The sequence below is a fragment of the Kineosporia mesophila genome, assembly GCF_021129235.1.
Lineage (GTDB): Bacteria > Actinomycetota > Actinomycetes > Actinomycetales > Kineosporiaceae > Kineosporia > Kineosporia mesophila.
In genome coordinates this window covers 47,646-61,870 of sequence record NZ_JAJOMA010000029.1, presented here as the reverse complement: position 1 = coordinate 61,870, position 14,225 = coordinate 47,646, and the positions used below count along the sequence as shown (strand labels likewise).

Here is a 14,225-nt window from a genome sequence, read left to right as displayed (position 1 = left end):
TTCATGTCCCCGGCGCTATATGGCAAGTGGAGCTCACGGTGATCGCGCTTCTTCTCGACCTGTCCAACATTCTCGGCGGCCTGCTGCTGGCCCTGCCGCTGCTGCTCATGATCCCCAACGGCGGCGGCGAGCAGGCCGGGCGGTGGATCTCCCGCCTCGACCCGTTCGCCTGGATCGTCGGCGTGGTGGCACTGGTCACGGGTGGCTATTACCTGATCGTGCACCTGACCTCCGGCCCGCACCTGTTCCACTTCGAGGTGGTCGGCATCGCCGTGGGCGTGATCCTGCTGTGGGACCGGATCACCGGCAAGCGGCCGTTGCGTCCCGCCGGGGGAGAGGTGCAGGGTGCCGCCCTGCTGCTGGCGATCTTCGGGGTCATCGCCGTGCTGGTCGGCCTGCAGGGGCTTTTCACCCCGAACTGATCTGCTGTCCAGCTGCGTTGCCGCTGAACCGGTGGGGCGGTCCCGGGGCATCGGGGTCGCCCCACCGGCGATCGGAGGTCAGCAGCGGCTGACGGTGGAGTTCTGCAGAGCGATGTTCGAGTCGGTGAGTCCGCCGTCCATCCGCGGATTCTCGGTCAGCTTACTGTTCACCAGGCAGCACGCCGGACTCGCCGACGTCGCGGGCTGCGACCGTGCCGGCCGTGACCCCGTCGATGCCGTGCGTCTCCAGCGCGGGCGATCCGGCGTTCGCCACGGTCAGGTCGTCGACCGGCAGGCCCTGCGTGAAGGCGGTCCGCGCGTTGTTGTCGACCCGCACCCGGCGACGTTTCATGGAGCTGACTCCTGGTTCGGCAGACGATGGCAACCGGGAGAAACGTTGCAGCCCCATGCTTCGCCGTCAAACGGCGAATTCTTGCCTTGAGGTTGATTTAAAACCAGAGATTTTGGTTATGAGCAGAGGACGAGTAACGCCCCTCCCCCAGGTCGCCTGCGGTAACGCAGCGGTGCGGGTCGGGAGAGGATGCCCAGGGGTGGCCTCTTAAGGAAGGAGACGCAAACCGTAACCTTCAAACCTTGACCCAAAACCCTTCTGCGAATGCGCAAAGGGTCCCCAGCCGAATGGTCGGGTCCACGGCTCGCGCCTGCGACCGGCGGCTCAGGGCTGGGTGGTGCGGAGCTCTTGGGTCAAGGGTTGCCAGCGGGCTTTGCGTTCTTCGGGGGACTGCTCCCACCACGGAGTTCCGCGCTCGCCGAGAGCGACCTTGGCGGCCTGCACCCGGTCGCGGGCGGAGCGTTCGGCTCGGGCGTCTTGGGCTTTCAGGGCCTGGCCGACCGCCCGCCGGGCGCTCATCAGTTCCTTGCGAAGGAGCGCGGCGACATCGTCCGGCAGGTCGGGGTCGGTCGCCCGCCATTTCCGGCCCTTGATGACGACGTGGTGGCCGTCCGGGGTGGGCTCGGCCACCGTCATCGCGTCAGTTGTTGTGGACGATGGTAGCGGCGACGTCGCGCAGCTGTTCCTGGTCCGGGCTGATGGCCTCGGCGATGTCCGGGTGCAGACCGGCTTTCGTGCCCTCGAGCAGTTCTTTCTCGACCTCGGTCACGGTCTCGCCCTGGTACTGGTCGTCGACCTTGTCCACGGCGTTGCGCAGGGCCGAGGTGAGCTGCTCCTCCAGCGGCCCACGCAGTTTCTCCACGGGCCCGAGCGAGACGTTGGGGTCGAGCTTGATACGCGGCTGAACCATGGTGACTCTCCCGATTGTCACGGCGCACTGCCTCAGTGGCGGTGCCAGTATGTCGGCAGGCGGTCGTCCCGGCATCCCGGGCCCGACGTGCGGACCGGCCGTTCAGGGCAAAGAATGGTTGAGCCAGAATGCATGTCGACGCACACAGAGGGTGATCATGGAACCGTTGTCGCTGATCCTGACGGCGATCGTGGCCGGGGAGTCCAAGACCGAGTCCAGCACCATGCTGGGTGCGGTGGAGGACGACTTCGCCAGCCTGCACACCGCACTGCGCTCCCGGCTCGAGGGCCGCCCGGAGGCTCAGGGGGCGCTGGAGCAGTACATTGCCGAGCCCGAGCAGCACAAAGAGACGCTGATCGCCGGGCTGGAGGAATCCGGGGCCTGGAGCGACCCGGCCGTGCTCGGTCTGGCGGCCCAGGTGATGAAGCGCATCGACCCGGAGGGCAGCGCGAACGGCAACTATGCCGTCGGACGTGCTTGAAGCGTGATCTCCGGCTGCATAGTGTGACTGGTCATGCGCATCCACATCGCCAGTGTGTTCGTCGACGACCAGCAGAAGGCCCTCGATTTCTACACCGGGAAGCTGGGCTTCGTGTTGAAAAACGATGTGCCCCTGGGGGAGGACCGCTGGCTGACCGTCACCTCGGCCGGTGACGAGAACGGCGTCGAGCTGCTGCTCGAGCCCTCCCGGCACGCCGCGGTCGGGCCTTTCAAGAGGGCCCTGGTCTCCGACGGCATCCCGTTCACCAGTTTCGCCGTGACGGACTGCCACGCCGAGTACGAGCGGCTGAAGGGTCAGGGTGTGGTCTTCACCCAGGAGCCGACGCAAATGGGCCCCATGGTCATGGCGGTGCTGGACGACACCTGCGGAAACCTCATCTGCATCACCAGCTCCGCCGAGAGCTAGACCGGCCGAGAGCTAGAGCAGCGCGGCCGCGTTCGTGTAGTCGTCGGCGATCCAGACCACCTCGCGCCCGGCCCGCTGCAGCAGGCTGGCCGCGATGGCCGAACGGTAACCGCTGACGCAGTGCACCCAGAGCCGGCCCTCGGGCAGGGTGTCGAGGCTGTCCAGGAGCCGGTGCAGGGGTGCGTGGGCCGAGCCCGGCAGGTGGCTCGCCGCCCGCTCGTCGTCGCGGCGCACGTCGAGCACCACCACGCCGGGCTGCCCGAGAACCTCGGCCAGGTCGGCGAAAGAGGCCTTGCGGTAGGTCGCGGGCAGGCCCCTCTCAGCCATCAGCTCGGCCGGGGTACCCACCAGCGCGGCGTCGAGCTCGTCGATCCCGATGCGCACGAGCTGACGCCGGGCCTCCTCGATCTGCCCGGCGCTCTCGCCGATCAGCGTGAGTTCCGCGCCCCAGGGCATGAGCCAGCCCAGGTAGGTGCTGAACTGCCCACCCAGGTCGATGCTGACGGTGCCCGGCACGTGCCCGGCGGCGTAGGCCGTGCGGTCGCGCAGGTCGACCACCCACTCGCCGTTCAGCAGACGCCGGTGCAGCTCGTCCGGCTCGGTCAGTTCCGGCGTGCTCAGGTCGACCGGTCCCGGCCCCTGCCGGTTCCGCACACCCATCTGCGCGTAGTACGACGGGTAGACCGTCAGCCCGGCCACCAGGCGCTCCACGAAAGCGTTCTCGTCGGTCTCCAGCAGCGCGTCGTTCTGCTGCTTCTGGTCGCCGATGGTGCTGGACACGCCGCCGACATTCGCACTGGCCGAGCAGAAGCTGCCGAACCCGTGGGTCGGCATCACCTGGGTCTCGTCGGTCAGTTCGTGGGCCAGCCGGTGGGCCGAGCGGTACTGCGCGTGCGTGAGTTCGTGCGTGCGCGCGGGGTCGACCAGGTCGGTGCGCCCCACACTGCCGAAGAGCAGGGACCCGCCGGTGAACACGACGGGTGCGGACGGGCCGGCCTCCACCACGTAGGCCAGGTGCGTGTCCGTGTGGCCGGGTGTCGAGATGACCCGGACCCGCAGGGAACCCGCGTCCAGGAGGTCACCGTCGCGCAGGGGCCGCCGCTCGAACGAGACGTCGTCGGCCGCGTTCACCCCGTACACCGCGCCGGTGCGGCGGGCCAGCTCGTGGCCGCCGGTGACGTAGTCGTTATGGATGTGGGTCTCGAGTACCAGGACGCAGGTCAGGTTGCGGCTCGCGAGCAGATCCAGGACGCGGTCGATGTCGCGCTGCGGGTCGACGACGACGGCGCTGGTGCCGTCGTGGGCGATGTAGCTGCGGTCGCCCAGCTCGCTGGTCTCGATCACGTCCACCTGGATCACGGGCCGCACTCTCCTGCATATTGCCGGTACATCCTAATGTCCGTACATTAAGGCGCGGCCGGTTGGAGTGGCAATGGGGAGCGGTACGACGTGACGGTTGACTCTGGCACCAGCGCCTGGGCGGTGGCGATCGATCGCGCCGACCCGTTGCCCCTGTGGGCCCAGGTGCACGCCGACCTGCGAAAGCGGCTCAACGACGGCCAGTTCACCGAGAACTTCCCCGGTGAGATGGCGCTGGTCGAGGCCTACGACGTGAGCCGGCACACGGTACGCGAGGCCCTGCGCCGACTGCGCGACGAGGGTGTGGTGATCGCCGGCCGCGGGCGGCGTCCCCGGGTCGCCGAGGGCACCCGCCGCATCACCCAGCCGCTGGGCGCTCTCTACAGCCTCTTCGCCTCGGTCGAGGCCGAAGGGCTGGAACAGCGCAGCATCGTGCGGGCCCTGGACGTGCGCACCGACCCGGAGGTCGCCGCCCGGCTGTCGCTCTCCGCGTCCACCCGTCTGTTCCATCTCGAGCGCGTGCGGCTGGCCGATGCCGAGCCGCTGGCGCTCGACCGGGTCTGGCTGCCCGCCGATCTGGCCGAACCGTTGCTGGAGGCCGATTTCACGCACACCGCGGTCTACCGGGAGCTGGAGCGCCGGTGCGGTGTGCGCCTGGGCGGGGGCGAGGAGACCATCCACGCCGTGCTGCCCTCCCCGGACGAGCGTGAGTTGCTCGGGATCGACCCCCAGACAGCGGCTTTCGCGATCGAGCGACGCACTCAGGGCCCGAACGGCCCGGCCGAGTACCGGCGCACGCTGGTGCGGGGTGACCGCTTCTCGGTGGCTGTCCAGTTCTCCACCGGCGGCGGCTACCGGGTCGGCCTGGCGAGTTCATGATCGGCTCGGCTTGCGAAGGTGTCAGGTTGGCCCAATGGTGGTCGTATCGGGCCGTACCGGGGCCCTCTGAGCAGCTGAGGGAGAGAAAGTCATGCCTTTCACGTTCCGCAAGCGGATCAACCTGCTCCCGTTCCTGCGCCTGAACGTCTCCAAGAGCGGCACCAGCAAGACCTGGCACATCGGGCGCTGGTCCTGGAACTCGCGCAGCAAGCGTCACTCCGTGGACCTGCCGGGTCCCGTGAACTACCAGAGCAAGTCGCGCGGCCGCTCCTGATCGTTGTCCGGGCTGCCGTCACCATGGTGTGATGGCAGCCATGGACACGGCGGTCAGCGCTGTCAGGCACCACACCTTCACCGTCTCCCGCGAGCTCGAGGCTCCTCCGGAGACGGTCTATCGGCTCTTCTCCGACGAGGTCCTGCGTCGCCTCTGGTTCAAGATGCCCGGCCGCGACGCGGATTACGCCTTCGACTTCCGGGTCGGCGGCACCGAGCGCGCGGTCGCCACCTTCACCATGATGAACGGTGAGCAGGAACAGCTCGAGAACCGCTCCCGCTGGATCGACCTCCAGCCCGGCCGGCGTCTTCTCTACGTCTACGAGACCAGCGTGAACCACGTTCCCGCCTGGACGGCCCTGGCCACGATCGAGCTGTACGAGCTGCCCGGTGAGGGTGGCCGCACCCTGCTCGACTGGACCGAGCAGGTTGCCTTCCTCACCTACCGCGAGGACGGCGAGATGGATGTGCGGCACCTGCGCGGCGCCACCGGCCTGCGGCTGAACGGCGTGGCCCTGGCCCTCAGGCAGTCCTAGGCTCTGTCAGGTAGTGCTCGAAAACCGGCCCTAGCCAGACCATCAGCGTCTCGTCGGGCATGGCCTCCAGCACCGGCAGGCCGATGATGTGCCGCGCCACGGCCACCCCGATGAGGTGCGAGCCGATCAGCGCGGCCCGTTCCTGCGCGCGGTCCGGTGTCAGGGGGCCCAGGGCCGGTGCCACCTTCTCGCTGAAGATCGCGATCAGCATGTCGCGCGCGGCCGGGTTCGACGTGGCGGCCCGCAGCAGCGGTAGCAACGGCCCGTCGGGCCCCCACAGCTTCACGAACACCGGCACCAGTACCGCCGCGACCCGGCCGGGCGGCACGCCGGTCAGGTCGGGCAGCTGGACGTCGAGCGTGGCCGCCGCCTCGAACAGCCCGTTCTTCGTGCGGAAGTAGTGCATGACCAGCGCCGGGTCGACACCCGCCGCCGCGGCGACCGACCGGATCGTGGTGCGGTCGAAACCGTGCTGCCCGAACTGGAGACGGGCCGCACCGAGGATGACCGCCTTCGTCCCCTCGGCGTCCCGGGGGCGTACTGAGTTCACTCCTGCATTCAACACCTGTTGACATCTGCGGCGCGAGGTCTATGGTCAATTCAACGCTTGTTGAACGACTGGAGGAGCTCATGTCCCCACCGGACTTCGACGTCCTGGTCATCGGTGGCGGTCCCGTCGGCCTGACCGCCGCCGGCGACCTCGCCCGCCTCGGCCGCACCGTGGCCGTGCTGGAACGCTGGCCGCAGGTCAATCCCTCCAGCCGGGCCTTCGCCGTGATGGCCCGCACGCTGGAGGTGCTGGACGGTCGCGGCCTGGCCGACGGCCTGCTGGAGCTCGGCACCACCACCCCGGGTGTGGACATCTTCGGCCGGTCCCGGCTCGACCTGTCGAAACTTCCCTCGCGGTATCCGTTCGCGCTGATCACCCCGCAGACGAACGTCGACGCGGCGCTCGGGCGCTACGCCGTCGACCAGGGGGCCGATGTCCGGCGGGGCATCGAGGTGGTGGGCCTGCGGGCGGAGGCCGACGGCGTGACCGTGAACGCCCGTCCCAAGAACGACGAGAACCCCTCGCACGAGCAGGTTCTCCGGGCCCGCTACGTGATCGCGGCCGACGGTGCGCACAGCACCGTGCGGCGTCTGCTCGACCTGCCCTTCCCCGGTCGCCCGGTGCTGAGCTCGGTCGTGCTGGCCGATGTGAAGCTGAGCCGCGGCCCCTCCGACGGAGGTCTGCAACTGGGCAGCAGCGCCACGGGTTTCGCCTTCCTCGCGCCCTACGGTCGGCACGACGCCGACGGCAGCTGGTTCCGCGCGATGACCTGGGACCGCGGCCATCAGGTCGACGACACCGTCCCGGTCGGCGAGGGCGAGGTGGAACGGGTGCTGAACCGCGAGATGGGTCGCGACGTCGGCATTGTCGAGATCGGCTGGAACTCGCGCTTCCACAGCGAGGAACGGCAGGTGCCCTCCTATCGAGTGGGTCGGGTGTTCCTCGCCGGTGACGCCGCCCACGTGCACTCGCCGATCGGCGGGCAAGGGCTGAACACCGGGGTGCAGGACGCGGCCAACCTGGCCTGGAAGATCGACGCCGTGCTGTCCGGAGCCCCCGACGCCGTGCTCGACACCTACCAGTCCGAGCGGCACCCCATCGGCCGCCGGGTGCTCTTCCAGTCCGGGGCGATGCTCCGGGCGGCGACCCTCCACCCCAAACCTGCGCGTCTCGTCCGTAATTCAGTGGTCCCTCGCGCTCTTTCGATCCCGTTCGTCCGCGACCTGATCGCCGGGAGCTTCGCCGGCACCGGTCTGCGGTACGCCCGGGGCCGCGGTGGTGGCCGGCTGGTCGGCACCCGTGCCGCCGGGATCCCGCTGGTGGGTGAGCGCCTCACCCGGGTCCAGCGAAACGGGCGGTGGGTGCTGATCCTTCGAGCAGAGGACGAGGCACCCGAGTCGGTCCCGCACGTCATCCCGGTGCGTCGCGACGACGACGGGCCGGCCGTGCTCGTCCGCCCGGACGGCTACGTGGCCTGGGCCGGGACCTCACCGGCCGGCTGGCTCGAGGCGTACGAAAGGTGGACCGGCGCGGGAACTACCAGTGCGGACGTCCACCATTGAGATTCGGCGGAAACATTCACCGCCCGCCTGTCCACCGGAGGGAGGACGGACGGGCGGTGAAGTGGTCCGACCCTGGGGCGGCCAGGGGCGGAGTCTGGAATTACTCTGTCAGCTGAGGGTATTCACGGTGATGGCAACCGCACCCCGGGCGGGCACCGACACCGACGCCTGGCCGTCCGAGCCGACCTTGACGGTGGTGCCGTCGGTGATCAGGTCGGTGTAGGTGCCGGCGGCCAGACCGGTCCGGAAGGTCTGGGTCTTGGCCGACGTGCCGTTGTTCAGGGCGGTCCAGCCCTTGGCGCCCCGGCTGAAGGAGATCAGGCCGGCGCCGTCGTCCGACCAGTTCGTCACCGCGGCGCTGCCCACGGTGTTGCGGAAGGCGACCATGCCGAGCACGCCCTGGTCACGGTCCAGGCAGTTCCAGGCCGAGCTGCTGCAGTCGGTGTCGGTCACCATGCCGTTGCTGCTCGACGGAGGAGCGTCGTCCTTGGCCGACCAGGCGAACGAGGAGTACACCTGCGCCGTGCCGTAGTCGTCGGCCAGGATGAACTGCGTGGCCAGACGGGCGGTCTTGGCGTCCTTGTAGCTGATCGAGTCACCGCTGCGGTCGGTGTCGTGGTTCATCACGAACGTCAGCGACCTGCTCGAGGGGATCAGGTGGTCGCCGAAGGTTTTCAGCGTCGAGATGTTCCCGGCGAAGGCCTTCTTCAGCTGAACCGAGGCGTCCAGGCCGAGCACGCTGCCGAGCTCCGCGTAGGAGGCCTGCGACAGCTCACCCTTGCCGCCGAACACCTCGAGCGCCACGTACGGGTCGGTGCCGTCGACCGTCTGGTCCAGCCCGTCGATGATCGCCTTCATGTCGGTCAGCGGGATGTGCTTGGCCGCGTCCACCCGGAAGCCCGAGACCCCGTACCCGAGCAGCTTATTCAGGTAGGTGTCGATCGCGCCGCGCACGTAGGTGCTCTCGGTCTTCAGGTCTTCCAGGTTCGACAGCCGGCAGAAGTGCACCTGCGTGGCGTTGTCGTAGTCCTCGACGGTGCCGGAAGCAGTGGGGCAGTCGCCGGCCTTGTGGAAGTCGTCGGCCCGGTACAGACCCGGGTAGTTCGTGGACGTGTACGAGTTGCCGCTGTACGACTTCGCGCTGGTCATGTCGTGACCGGACATGTGGTTGATGACCGCGTCGACGTACACCTTGACGCCGGCGTCACGGCAGGCCTTCACCATGCTCTTGAACTGGGCCTCGCTGCCCATCCGGCTGTTCAGGTCGTAACCGGCCGGCTGGTACACCTCCCACCAGGAGTGCGTACCGCTGTTCAGCTTGAGCGAGTCCTGCGGGGGAGCCACCTGCACGCCGCCGTACCCGTTCGGGCCGAGCACCGTGGTGCACTCCTTGGTCACCGAGGTCCAGTTCCACTCGAAGAGGTTGGCGATCGCGTCGCCCGACGTCTTCGGGGTGGCCGAGGACGACGTGGTTGCCGTCGCGGTCGAGGTCGCCGTGCCGGTGGTGGTCTGCGCAGGAGCCGCCGTGGCCGCGGCGGTGGCAGAGGACGACGCGGTCGCCGTTGCGGTCGCCGTTGCGGTCGCCGTCGTGGTGGCCGACGTTCTTCCCGGTGCGTGCCGCTCGCCTCGGTGGGGCCAGGCGTACACGGCGCTCGCCGAGGCGCCGACCACCAGCACAGCCGTCGCGCCGGCTACGGCTGCGGTCCGGCGACGGGCGGTTTTCGGGGATTTCTGGGCACCGGGTTTCACGGCGGTGACACTAACAGCGCAAAAAGGCGCTTTGACCTGGCAATTCCTGAACAGCTGTCCGAATCCGCGGCGTGGCTTAACGGTCCGGTGTCGCCCTGCGGAAGCACTGTATACAGCTACGTCGGCGCCGGGCGGGGCTACGGCCCCCATCGCAGAATTAGTGTTCGATTAGCCCTCGTCGCTGACGGAAACATCAATCTGTGATCGGGGTCACGTGGACCCGGGCGATCCATTCTGCCCTTGCGTGCATCTCATCCTTACGTGAGTACTTCTGTGGGCAGGCGAGTGGGGACCGCGGTGGCCGGGCTGGGCCTGGGCGCCCTGGCGGTGACCGGCTTCAGCGCGGGCGTGGTCAAGGCCGTGCCGGGTGCGCCGGCGGTGACGATCACCGGAACCTGCGAGCCGGAATCGCTCCTCGCGGTCGAGGGGGTCCGTGGCTGCATGAAGTGATGACGTTGACCGACGCGTCGTGTGCCGGCCCGGAGTGGGCGCGGTCACGGCCCGGAGCATCGGGGTCACGCGGATCGTTCCGCCCGGCCCCGCCGCGATCCGGTCACTTCATCGCCGGCGACTTGTACACGGTGCGGATCTGCACGCCGTCCATCCAGGCGGTCAGCCGGGATGCCTCGGCGTCGAGCGCCGTTCTCGCCGCCGGCGGAACGTCTTCCACCAGCCGCACCTCGACCCGGCCGGACTCGTCCTGGACCCAGCAGCCGACCGTCCGGCCGTTCACCCAGGCGCTCGTGCCGGCGTTGCCGCGGTTGTCGAAGAGCCGCTCCTTGTGCGCGCCGAGGTAGAAGTCACGGGTTTGCCAGCCCATCACGGTCGGGTCGAGCACCGGCAGCAGCGCGGTCCAGGGGCCGGGATCGGGCACCTCGTCTAGGTCGTCGGGCAGGAGCCAGGCCGGTGAGCCGTCTTCCAGGGCCACCGACACCGCCCCGAGATCGAGCAGGGCCTTGCGCACCACCGTCTTGGTCGAGCCCAGCCACCAGACCAGGTCGGCCTCGGTGCCCGGCCCGAACGAGAAGAGCCACCGGCGCACCAGGTGCCGGTACCCCTCCGCCGGGCTCATCGCCGGTGCGGCCTCGCCCAGCCAGTGCCCGGTCAGTGTCCACAGCGGCCGTGACGTGGCCCAGCGGCCGGCGTTGCGGCCCCGCACGATCTCCCCGCTCGCCCCGAGCTGGGTGAGCACCCGGGGCCCCGACCACATCTCGCCCGCCGGCGTCGTCACCTTCACCGCGAGGTGGGGCACGGCCTCACGGATCTGGGCCGCCTGTAGGCCTTCCGGAGCGGACGCGAGCGCGGCGAGCACCTGCGCGCGGGCGGTGTCGAGCCAGGCGTCACCGTCGTCGGTCAGCCCGGCCCGCACCACGTCACGCGTCATCCGGGCGCGCTCGGTGGCCGCCACCCGCGCCGAGACGCTCGGCCACGCCGCCGGGAGCAGGTCACGCGGGAACACGAACAGGGTGCGGCGCATGGCCAGTTGCTTCATCAGCGTGCGGTCGTCGTAGAGGGCCCGGTCGAGGTCGGCGATCTCCGGCGAGAGCATCCGGGCCCGGCAGGACAGGTAGGGCGACGGGGGCTCGGTGGCGTGCAGCACGGTGACGGCCTCGGTGACCGCCTCGGGGGAGCCGACCTGGAAGCCGGGGGCCAGGGCGTGCCGGACGGCCAGGCGGGCCCGGCGTTCGGCATCGGTGACGGTGCGCACGGTGTCATCATGCCCGATCGCGGCTCCGGAGCGCTCGGAGGCGATCACGGTGGGTCGACCCGGCGTGTGATCGATACCTTCTGACCGGCAGGGACTCTGAGAGAACCAGCCGGTGATTCCCCTGCTGGGAGACCCGTTCGGGCGCGGTGAGGGACCTCGGCGATCCAGGGGGTGGTGGTAGAGTCACGTCTTACTTCGCTGGATCGGGAGAATGTCTGTTGGAGAACGGTTCTCAGGCCATTGCGGTCGAGATCTTCTGTGAGATAATTATTTTGGGATCCATAGATGTCTGGTCCGTGTTCGGGATGCTTCTCCTGGCCCCGGCGCTGCTCGGGGGCCGGGCCGATCTCCTCCACCGTCTGCGCGACCAGCCGGCGAAGCAGCTCATCGACCAGTTCGTCGCCGGTCTCACCGGGGACGGCGACCACCCCGAGCACTACGGCAACAGGCACCCGCTGCTGGTCATGCTGGGCGACCAGGCGACCAGGCGACCAGGCGACCAGGCGACCAGGCGACCAGGCGACCAGGCGACCCGCATCGCCACCGAGAGCATCATCGGCGGCCCACCCCGGTGGTCCCGATCGATCGCCTCGTTCCCGTGCCGCCCCGCGCTTGATCCATCGTCCCCACCTGCCGAAGAGATCTGGACCGACCTCTTCTGCGCGTACGGGGGCCTTCCGTGGGTGTGACGACCCTGACCTGTCCGGCGTGTTCCCGACCGCTGGACCGGCTCAATTTCTGCGAGGCGTGCGGCGCCCGGGTTTCCCGGCCGGGTGACCCGCCGCCGGTGCGCCGGCTGCCCCCGCAGCGACCGATGTCCCAGGTGTCATTTCCGCGTCAGGTGCACATCCAGGAGATCCTGGCGCCGAAGACCGCGGGCCGTGACGGACGTGGGGGCACGCGGCGCCGGGGAGTGTGGGCTGCCGTGATCGGGCTGGTCGTGGTGATCGGCCTGGGTCTGGGCGGACTCCGGCTGACCGGTGCGCTGGGGGCCGACCTGACGCCGGCCCAGCAGCGGACCGCCGAGCTGGAACGGAGCCAGGCCGAGCTGCTGCCCCAGCTCGAGGTGCTGATGGACGCCCGGGCCGCGTTCTTCTCGGGGGAGCGGCGCTACCTGCCGGCGATGAGGCGCATCCGGGCGGCGATCCGGACCTACAACCTCCGGCTGGCCGCGGTCGAGCAGGAGATCGACGAGATCAGCCGGGCCCACGCCGCCCGACTGCGGGGCTGCCACAACCGCTGCCCCGACCTGGATTACCCGGCCTACCCGCGGCTGCCCGACCTGAGCCCGGAGGTGGCCGACCTGAAGCGCGTGGCGATCCGGACGGCCCAGCTGCACGATCAGCTGCTGACGGTGCGCGGCACCGCGGGCATCGAGATGTCGTACAGCGAACTGCTCAGTGCGGTGGATCTTCTCGGCCAGGACGCGAAGGACAACCTGGTCACGCTGCACGAGATGCGGTACCCCTCGCGCGCCGGGATCTACGCGGGTGGGGCGGCCCGCCTGCGGATCGGGACGCTCAACGGCAACAACGCGGTGCCCGTGGTGCGGCAGATGAACACCCATCTGCTGCGGCTGCTGGAGCGGTCGCATCTGCCGGTCGATTCCTACGACCTGCCCGGTGGTCGGGACAAGTTCCCGGGCGACCACAGCATCAGTCAGTGACGAAGACCTCATAGTTGAACGCTAAATATTTGTTGCTTCAAGTTTCCTGATGGACGAGGGTGGTTCACGGCCCTGCGTGGTCGGCGGTGAGGGATGCGACGGGGCGCCTCATCGGCCGCGACCGCTATGACCCGTTGATAAGGACTGTCGTGAACAACGCCATGCTGCGCGATCTGGTCGTGCTCGCTGCCCGGACCGCTGTCGGAGTGGTCTTCGTCGCCCACGGCTGGCAGAAGATCAGTACGAACGGAATTGACGCCACCGCTGGTGCTTTCGACATGATGGGCGTGCCCGCACCGACGCTGAGCGCGTGGTTCGCCGCCATCGTCGAGCTGGTCGGCGGTGCCCTGCTGATCGCCGGTCTCGCCCTGCCGGTGGCCGCCCTGCTGCTCTTCGTCGACATGCTCGGCGCCTTCGCCACCGTGCACATGGACAGCGGTGTGTTCGTCGACAAGGGCGGTTACGAGCTCGTGCTCACGCTCGGCATGGTCTCGCTGCTGCTGGCCGCGGTCGGTGCCGGCCGCTTCAGCCTCGACCGGCTGGTGGCCCCGAAGTGGGCCGGGGGAATTGGCGCCTGAGCAGGGCGGGCAAACGGCGCCGGGACCTCCCCGGCGCCGTTCCTGCTGTCCCGGCGGGGCTCAGGTGGTACACGGCAATCTCTCAGTGTGACCACTGTTAAGCGCAGGGTTGAGGTAGCGATGATTGTCGCTTCAACTTTTAATAGGAGAAAAAGCCTTAGAACGGGAGTACGCCGATTCTGGCGGCCGGTGTGCGAGGGCGGACACCGGCTCGCGACGGTGCGTGCCTGGTGCTGCCCAGAGTTGGGTCCAGCGCCCCCTCCTGGTCGAAAGGACCCTTGTGAATTCCCTTTTGCTGCGTGACGTCATCATCCTCATCGCCCGTGTCGCTTTCGGGGTGGTCTTCATCGCCCACGGTTGGCAGAAGTTCAGCACGAACGGAATGGACGCTACGGCAGCAGGTTTCGACGCCATGGGGATCCCGGCGGCCACGGCCGCGGCATGGTTCGCCATGATCGTCGAACTCGTCGGCGGAATTCTGATGATCGCGGGCTTGCTGGTGCCCCTGGCCGGCATCCTTCAGGTGGGCAACATGCTCGGTGCCCTCTGGTTCGCCCACCGCGACGCCGGGCTGTTCTCGCAGAACGGTGGCTACGAGTACGTGCTGATCCTCGCCGCGTTCTCGCTGCTGCTCGCGGGCGTCGGCGCCGGCCGGATCAGCCTCGACCGGGTGATCTCGCCGCGCCTCGCACGCGGTGTCGCCGGTCTGGAGCGGGTCCCCGCCGGGAGCCGTTCGCTGGAGACCGCTTCCTGATCTGTCTGTCGAACCAGAAC

General features: G+C 69.0%; 19 protein-coding genes. 12 read left to right on the top strand and 7 right to left on the bottom strand.

Translation table 11 applies throughout. The features are described from left to right. The first annotated feature begins 38 nt into the window (after positions 1-38). Complete coding sequence (locus LR393_RS30005; RefSeq protein WP_231488438.1) at positions 39-422, top strand: hypothetical protein; 384 nt, start codon at positions 39-41, stop codon at positions 420-422. Positions 423-582: 160 nt separating this feature from the next. Here the strand turns inward: LR393_RS30005 and LR393_RS30000 are convergent, their stop codons facing one another. The 3 genes from LR393_RS30000 to LR393_RS29990 form a co-directional block, all read right to left on the bottom strand. Next, positions 583-774 carry a hypothetical protein gene (locus tag LR393_RS30000; RefSeq protein ID WP_231488436.1) on the bottom strand — a complete coding sequence of 64 codons (192 nt, stop codon included), beginning with the start codon at positions 772-774 and terminating at the stop codon, positions 583-585. 324 nt (positions 775-1,098) lie between these two features. Continuing rightward, positions 1,099-1,410: a hypothetical protein gene (locus tag LR393_RS29995; RefSeq protein ID WP_231488434.1), complete on the bottom strand. Its 312-nt coding sequence runs from the start codon at positions 1,408-1,410 to the stop codon at positions 1,099-1,101. A gap of 4 nt (positions 1,411-1,414) precedes the next feature. Beyond that, positions 1,415-1,684, bottom strand: coding sequence for a hypothetical protein (locus LR393_RS29990; protein ID WP_231488432.1), 270 nt, complete (start codon positions 1,682-1,684; stop codon positions 1,415-1,417). A 157-nt stretch (positions 1,685-1,841) separates the two neighbouring features. Here LR393_RS29990 and LR393_RS29985 point away from each other — a divergent pair, with 157 nt between their 5' ends. Then, positions 1,842-2,165, top strand: a complete 324-nt coding sequence (locus LR393_RS29985) for a hypothetical protein (RefSeq protein WP_231488431.1) — start codon at positions 1,842-1,844, stop codon at positions 2,163-2,165. 33 nt (positions 2,166-2,198) lie between these two features. Beyond that, a complete protein-coding gene (locus LR393_RS29980) occupies positions 2,199-2,591 on the top strand; it encodes a VOC family protein (RefSeq protein ID WP_231488430.1) in 393 nt (130 codons plus the stop codon). 12 nt (positions 2,592-2,603) lie between these two features. Here the strand turns inward: LR393_RS29980 and LR393_RS29975 are convergent, their stop codons facing one another. Then, a complete protein-coding gene (locus LR393_RS29975; protein WP_231488429.1) occupies positions 2,604-3,950 on the bottom strand; it encodes an MBL fold metallo-hydrolase in 1,347 nt (448 codons plus the stop codon). 165 nt (positions 3,951-4,115) lie between these two features. On the opposite strand from LR393_RS29975, the gene LR393_RS29970 reads away from it, so the two are divergent. The 3 genes from LR393_RS29970 to LR393_RS29960 all read left to right on the top strand — a co-directional run bounded on the left by LR393_RS29970 (position 4,116) and on the right by LR393_RS29960 (position 5,638). Then, positions 4,116-4,829, top strand: coding sequence for a GntR family transcriptional regulator (locus LR393_RS29970; protein ID WP_345718580.1), 714 nt, complete (start codon positions 4,116-4,118; stop codon positions 4,827-4,829). Positions 4,830-4,920: 91 nt separating this feature from the next. Further along, on the top strand, positions 4,921-5,103 hold the full coding sequence (locus LR393_RS29965) for a DUF4236 domain-containing protein (RefSeq protein ID WP_231488427.1): 183 nt from the start codon (positions 4,921-4,923) through the stop codon (positions 5,101-5,103). 31 nt (positions 5,104-5,134) lie between these two features. Next, on the top strand, positions 5,135-5,638 hold the full coding sequence (locus LR393_RS29960; protein ID WP_231488426.1) for an SRPBCC domain-containing protein: 504 nt from the start codon (positions 5,135-5,137) through the stop codon (positions 5,636-5,638). On the opposite strand, the gene LR393_RS29955 is transcribed toward LR393_RS29960, so the two are convergent. Next, complete coding sequence (locus tag LR393_RS29955) at positions 5,625-6,188, bottom strand: TetR/AcrR family transcriptional regulator (RefSeq protein WP_231488425.1); 564 nt, start codon at positions 6,186-6,188, stop codon at positions 5,625-5,627. The genes LR393_RS29960 and LR393_RS29955 overlap by 14 nt on opposite strands. An 80-nt stretch (positions 6,189-6,268) precedes the next feature. Here LR393_RS29955 and LR393_RS29950 point away from each other — a divergent pair, with 80 nt between their 5' ends. After that, the gene (locus tag LR393_RS29950; RefSeq protein WP_231488423.1) at positions 6,269-7,750 is read left to right on the top strand and encodes an FAD-dependent oxidoreductase; all 1,482 of its coding nucleotides are present in this window, start codon (positions 6,269-6,271) and stop codon (positions 7,748-7,750) included. Positions 7,751-7,858: 108 nt separating this feature from the next. Here LR393_RS29950 and LR393_RS29945 read toward each other — a convergent pair whose 3' ends face one another. Then, positions 7,859-9,499: an alpha-amylase gene (locus LR393_RS29945; protein ID WP_231488421.1), complete on the bottom strand. Its 1,641-nt coding sequence runs from the start codon at positions 9,497-9,499 to the stop codon at positions 7,859-7,861. Between the two features lie 261 nt (positions 9,500-9,760). On the opposite strand from LR393_RS29945, the gene LR393_RS29940 reads away from it, so the two are divergent. Beyond that, positions 9,761-9,949, top strand: coding sequence for a hypothetical protein (locus LR393_RS29940; RefSeq protein ID WP_231488419.1), 189 nt, complete (start codon positions 9,761-9,763; stop codon positions 9,947-9,949). A gap of 103 nt (positions 9,950-10,052) precedes the next feature. Here the strand turns inward: LR393_RS29940 and LR393_RS29935 are convergent, their stop codons facing one another. Next, positions 10,053-11,207 carry a winged helix DNA-binding domain-containing protein gene (locus tag LR393_RS29935; RefSeq protein WP_231488418.1) on the bottom strand — a complete coding sequence of 385 codons (1,155 nt, stop codon included), beginning with the start codon at positions 11,205-11,207 and terminating at the stop codon, positions 10,053-10,055. A 218-nt stretch (positions 11,208-11,425) separates the two neighbouring features. Between LR393_RS29935 and LR393_RS29930 the strand changes: the two genes are divergently transcribed. From LR393_RS29930 to LR393_RS29915, 4 genes are all read left to right on the top strand, one after another. Beyond that, positions 11,426-11,896, top strand: a complete 471-nt coding sequence (locus tag LR393_RS29930) for a hypothetical protein (RefSeq protein ID WP_231488416.1) — start codon at positions 11,426-11,428, stop codon at positions 11,894-11,896. A 134-nt stretch (positions 11,897-12,030) separates the two neighbouring features. Next, a complete protein-coding gene (locus LR393_RS29925) occupies positions 12,031-12,873 on the top strand; it encodes a hypothetical protein (protein ID WP_231488415.1) in 843 nt (280 codons plus the stop codon). 149 nt (positions 12,874-13,022) lie between these two features. Continuing rightward, positions 13,023-13,451 carry a DoxX family protein gene (locus tag LR393_RS29920; RefSeq protein ID WP_231488413.1) on the top strand — a complete coding sequence of 143 codons (429 nt, stop codon included), beginning with the start codon at positions 13,023-13,025 and terminating at the stop codon, positions 13,449-13,451. Positions 13,452-13,731: 280 nt separating this feature from the next. Next, positions 13,732-14,205 carry a DoxX family protein gene (locus LR393_RS29915; protein ID WP_231488411.1) on the top strand — a complete coding sequence of 158 codons (474 nt, stop codon included), beginning with the start codon at positions 13,732-13,734 and terminating at the stop codon, positions 14,203-14,205. The last annotated feature ends 20 nt before the right edge of the window (positions 14,206-14,225 follow it).

Excerpts from the sequence above, each read along its gene's own strand:
- LR393_RS29965 (WP_231488427.1), top strand. The coding sequence starts at position 4,921 with ATGCCTTTCACGTTCCGCAAGCGGATCAACCTGCTCCCGTTCCTGCGC.
- LR393_RS29980 (WP_231488430.1), top strand. The coding sequence starts at position 2,199 with ATGCGCATCCACATCGCCAGTGTGTTCGTCGACGACCAGCAGAAGGCC.
- LR393_RS29950 (WP_231488423.1), top strand. The coding sequence starts at position 6,269 with ATGTCCCCACCGGACTTCGACGTCCTGGTCATCGGTGGCGGTCCCGTC.
- LR393_RS29990 (WP_231488432.1), bottom strand. The coding sequence starts at position 1,684 with ATGGTTCAGCCGCGTATCAAGCTCGACCCCAACGTCTCGCTCGGGCCC.
- LR393_RS29985 (WP_231488431.1), top strand. The coding sequence starts at position 1,842 with ATGGAACCGTTGTCGCTGATCCTGACGGCGATCGTGGCCGGGGAGTCC.
- LR393_RS29995 (WP_231488434.1), bottom strand. The coding sequence starts at position 1,410 with ATGACGGTGGCCGAGCCCACCCCGGACGGCCACCACGTCGTCATCAAG.
- LR393_RS30000 (WP_231488436.1), bottom strand. The coding sequence starts at position 774 with ATGAAACGTCGCCGGGTGCGGGTCGACAACAACGCGCGGACCGCCTTC.
- LR393_RS29960 (WP_231488426.1), top strand. The coding sequence starts at position 5,135 with ATGGCAGCCATGGACACGGCGGTCAGCGCTGTCAGGCACCACACCTTC.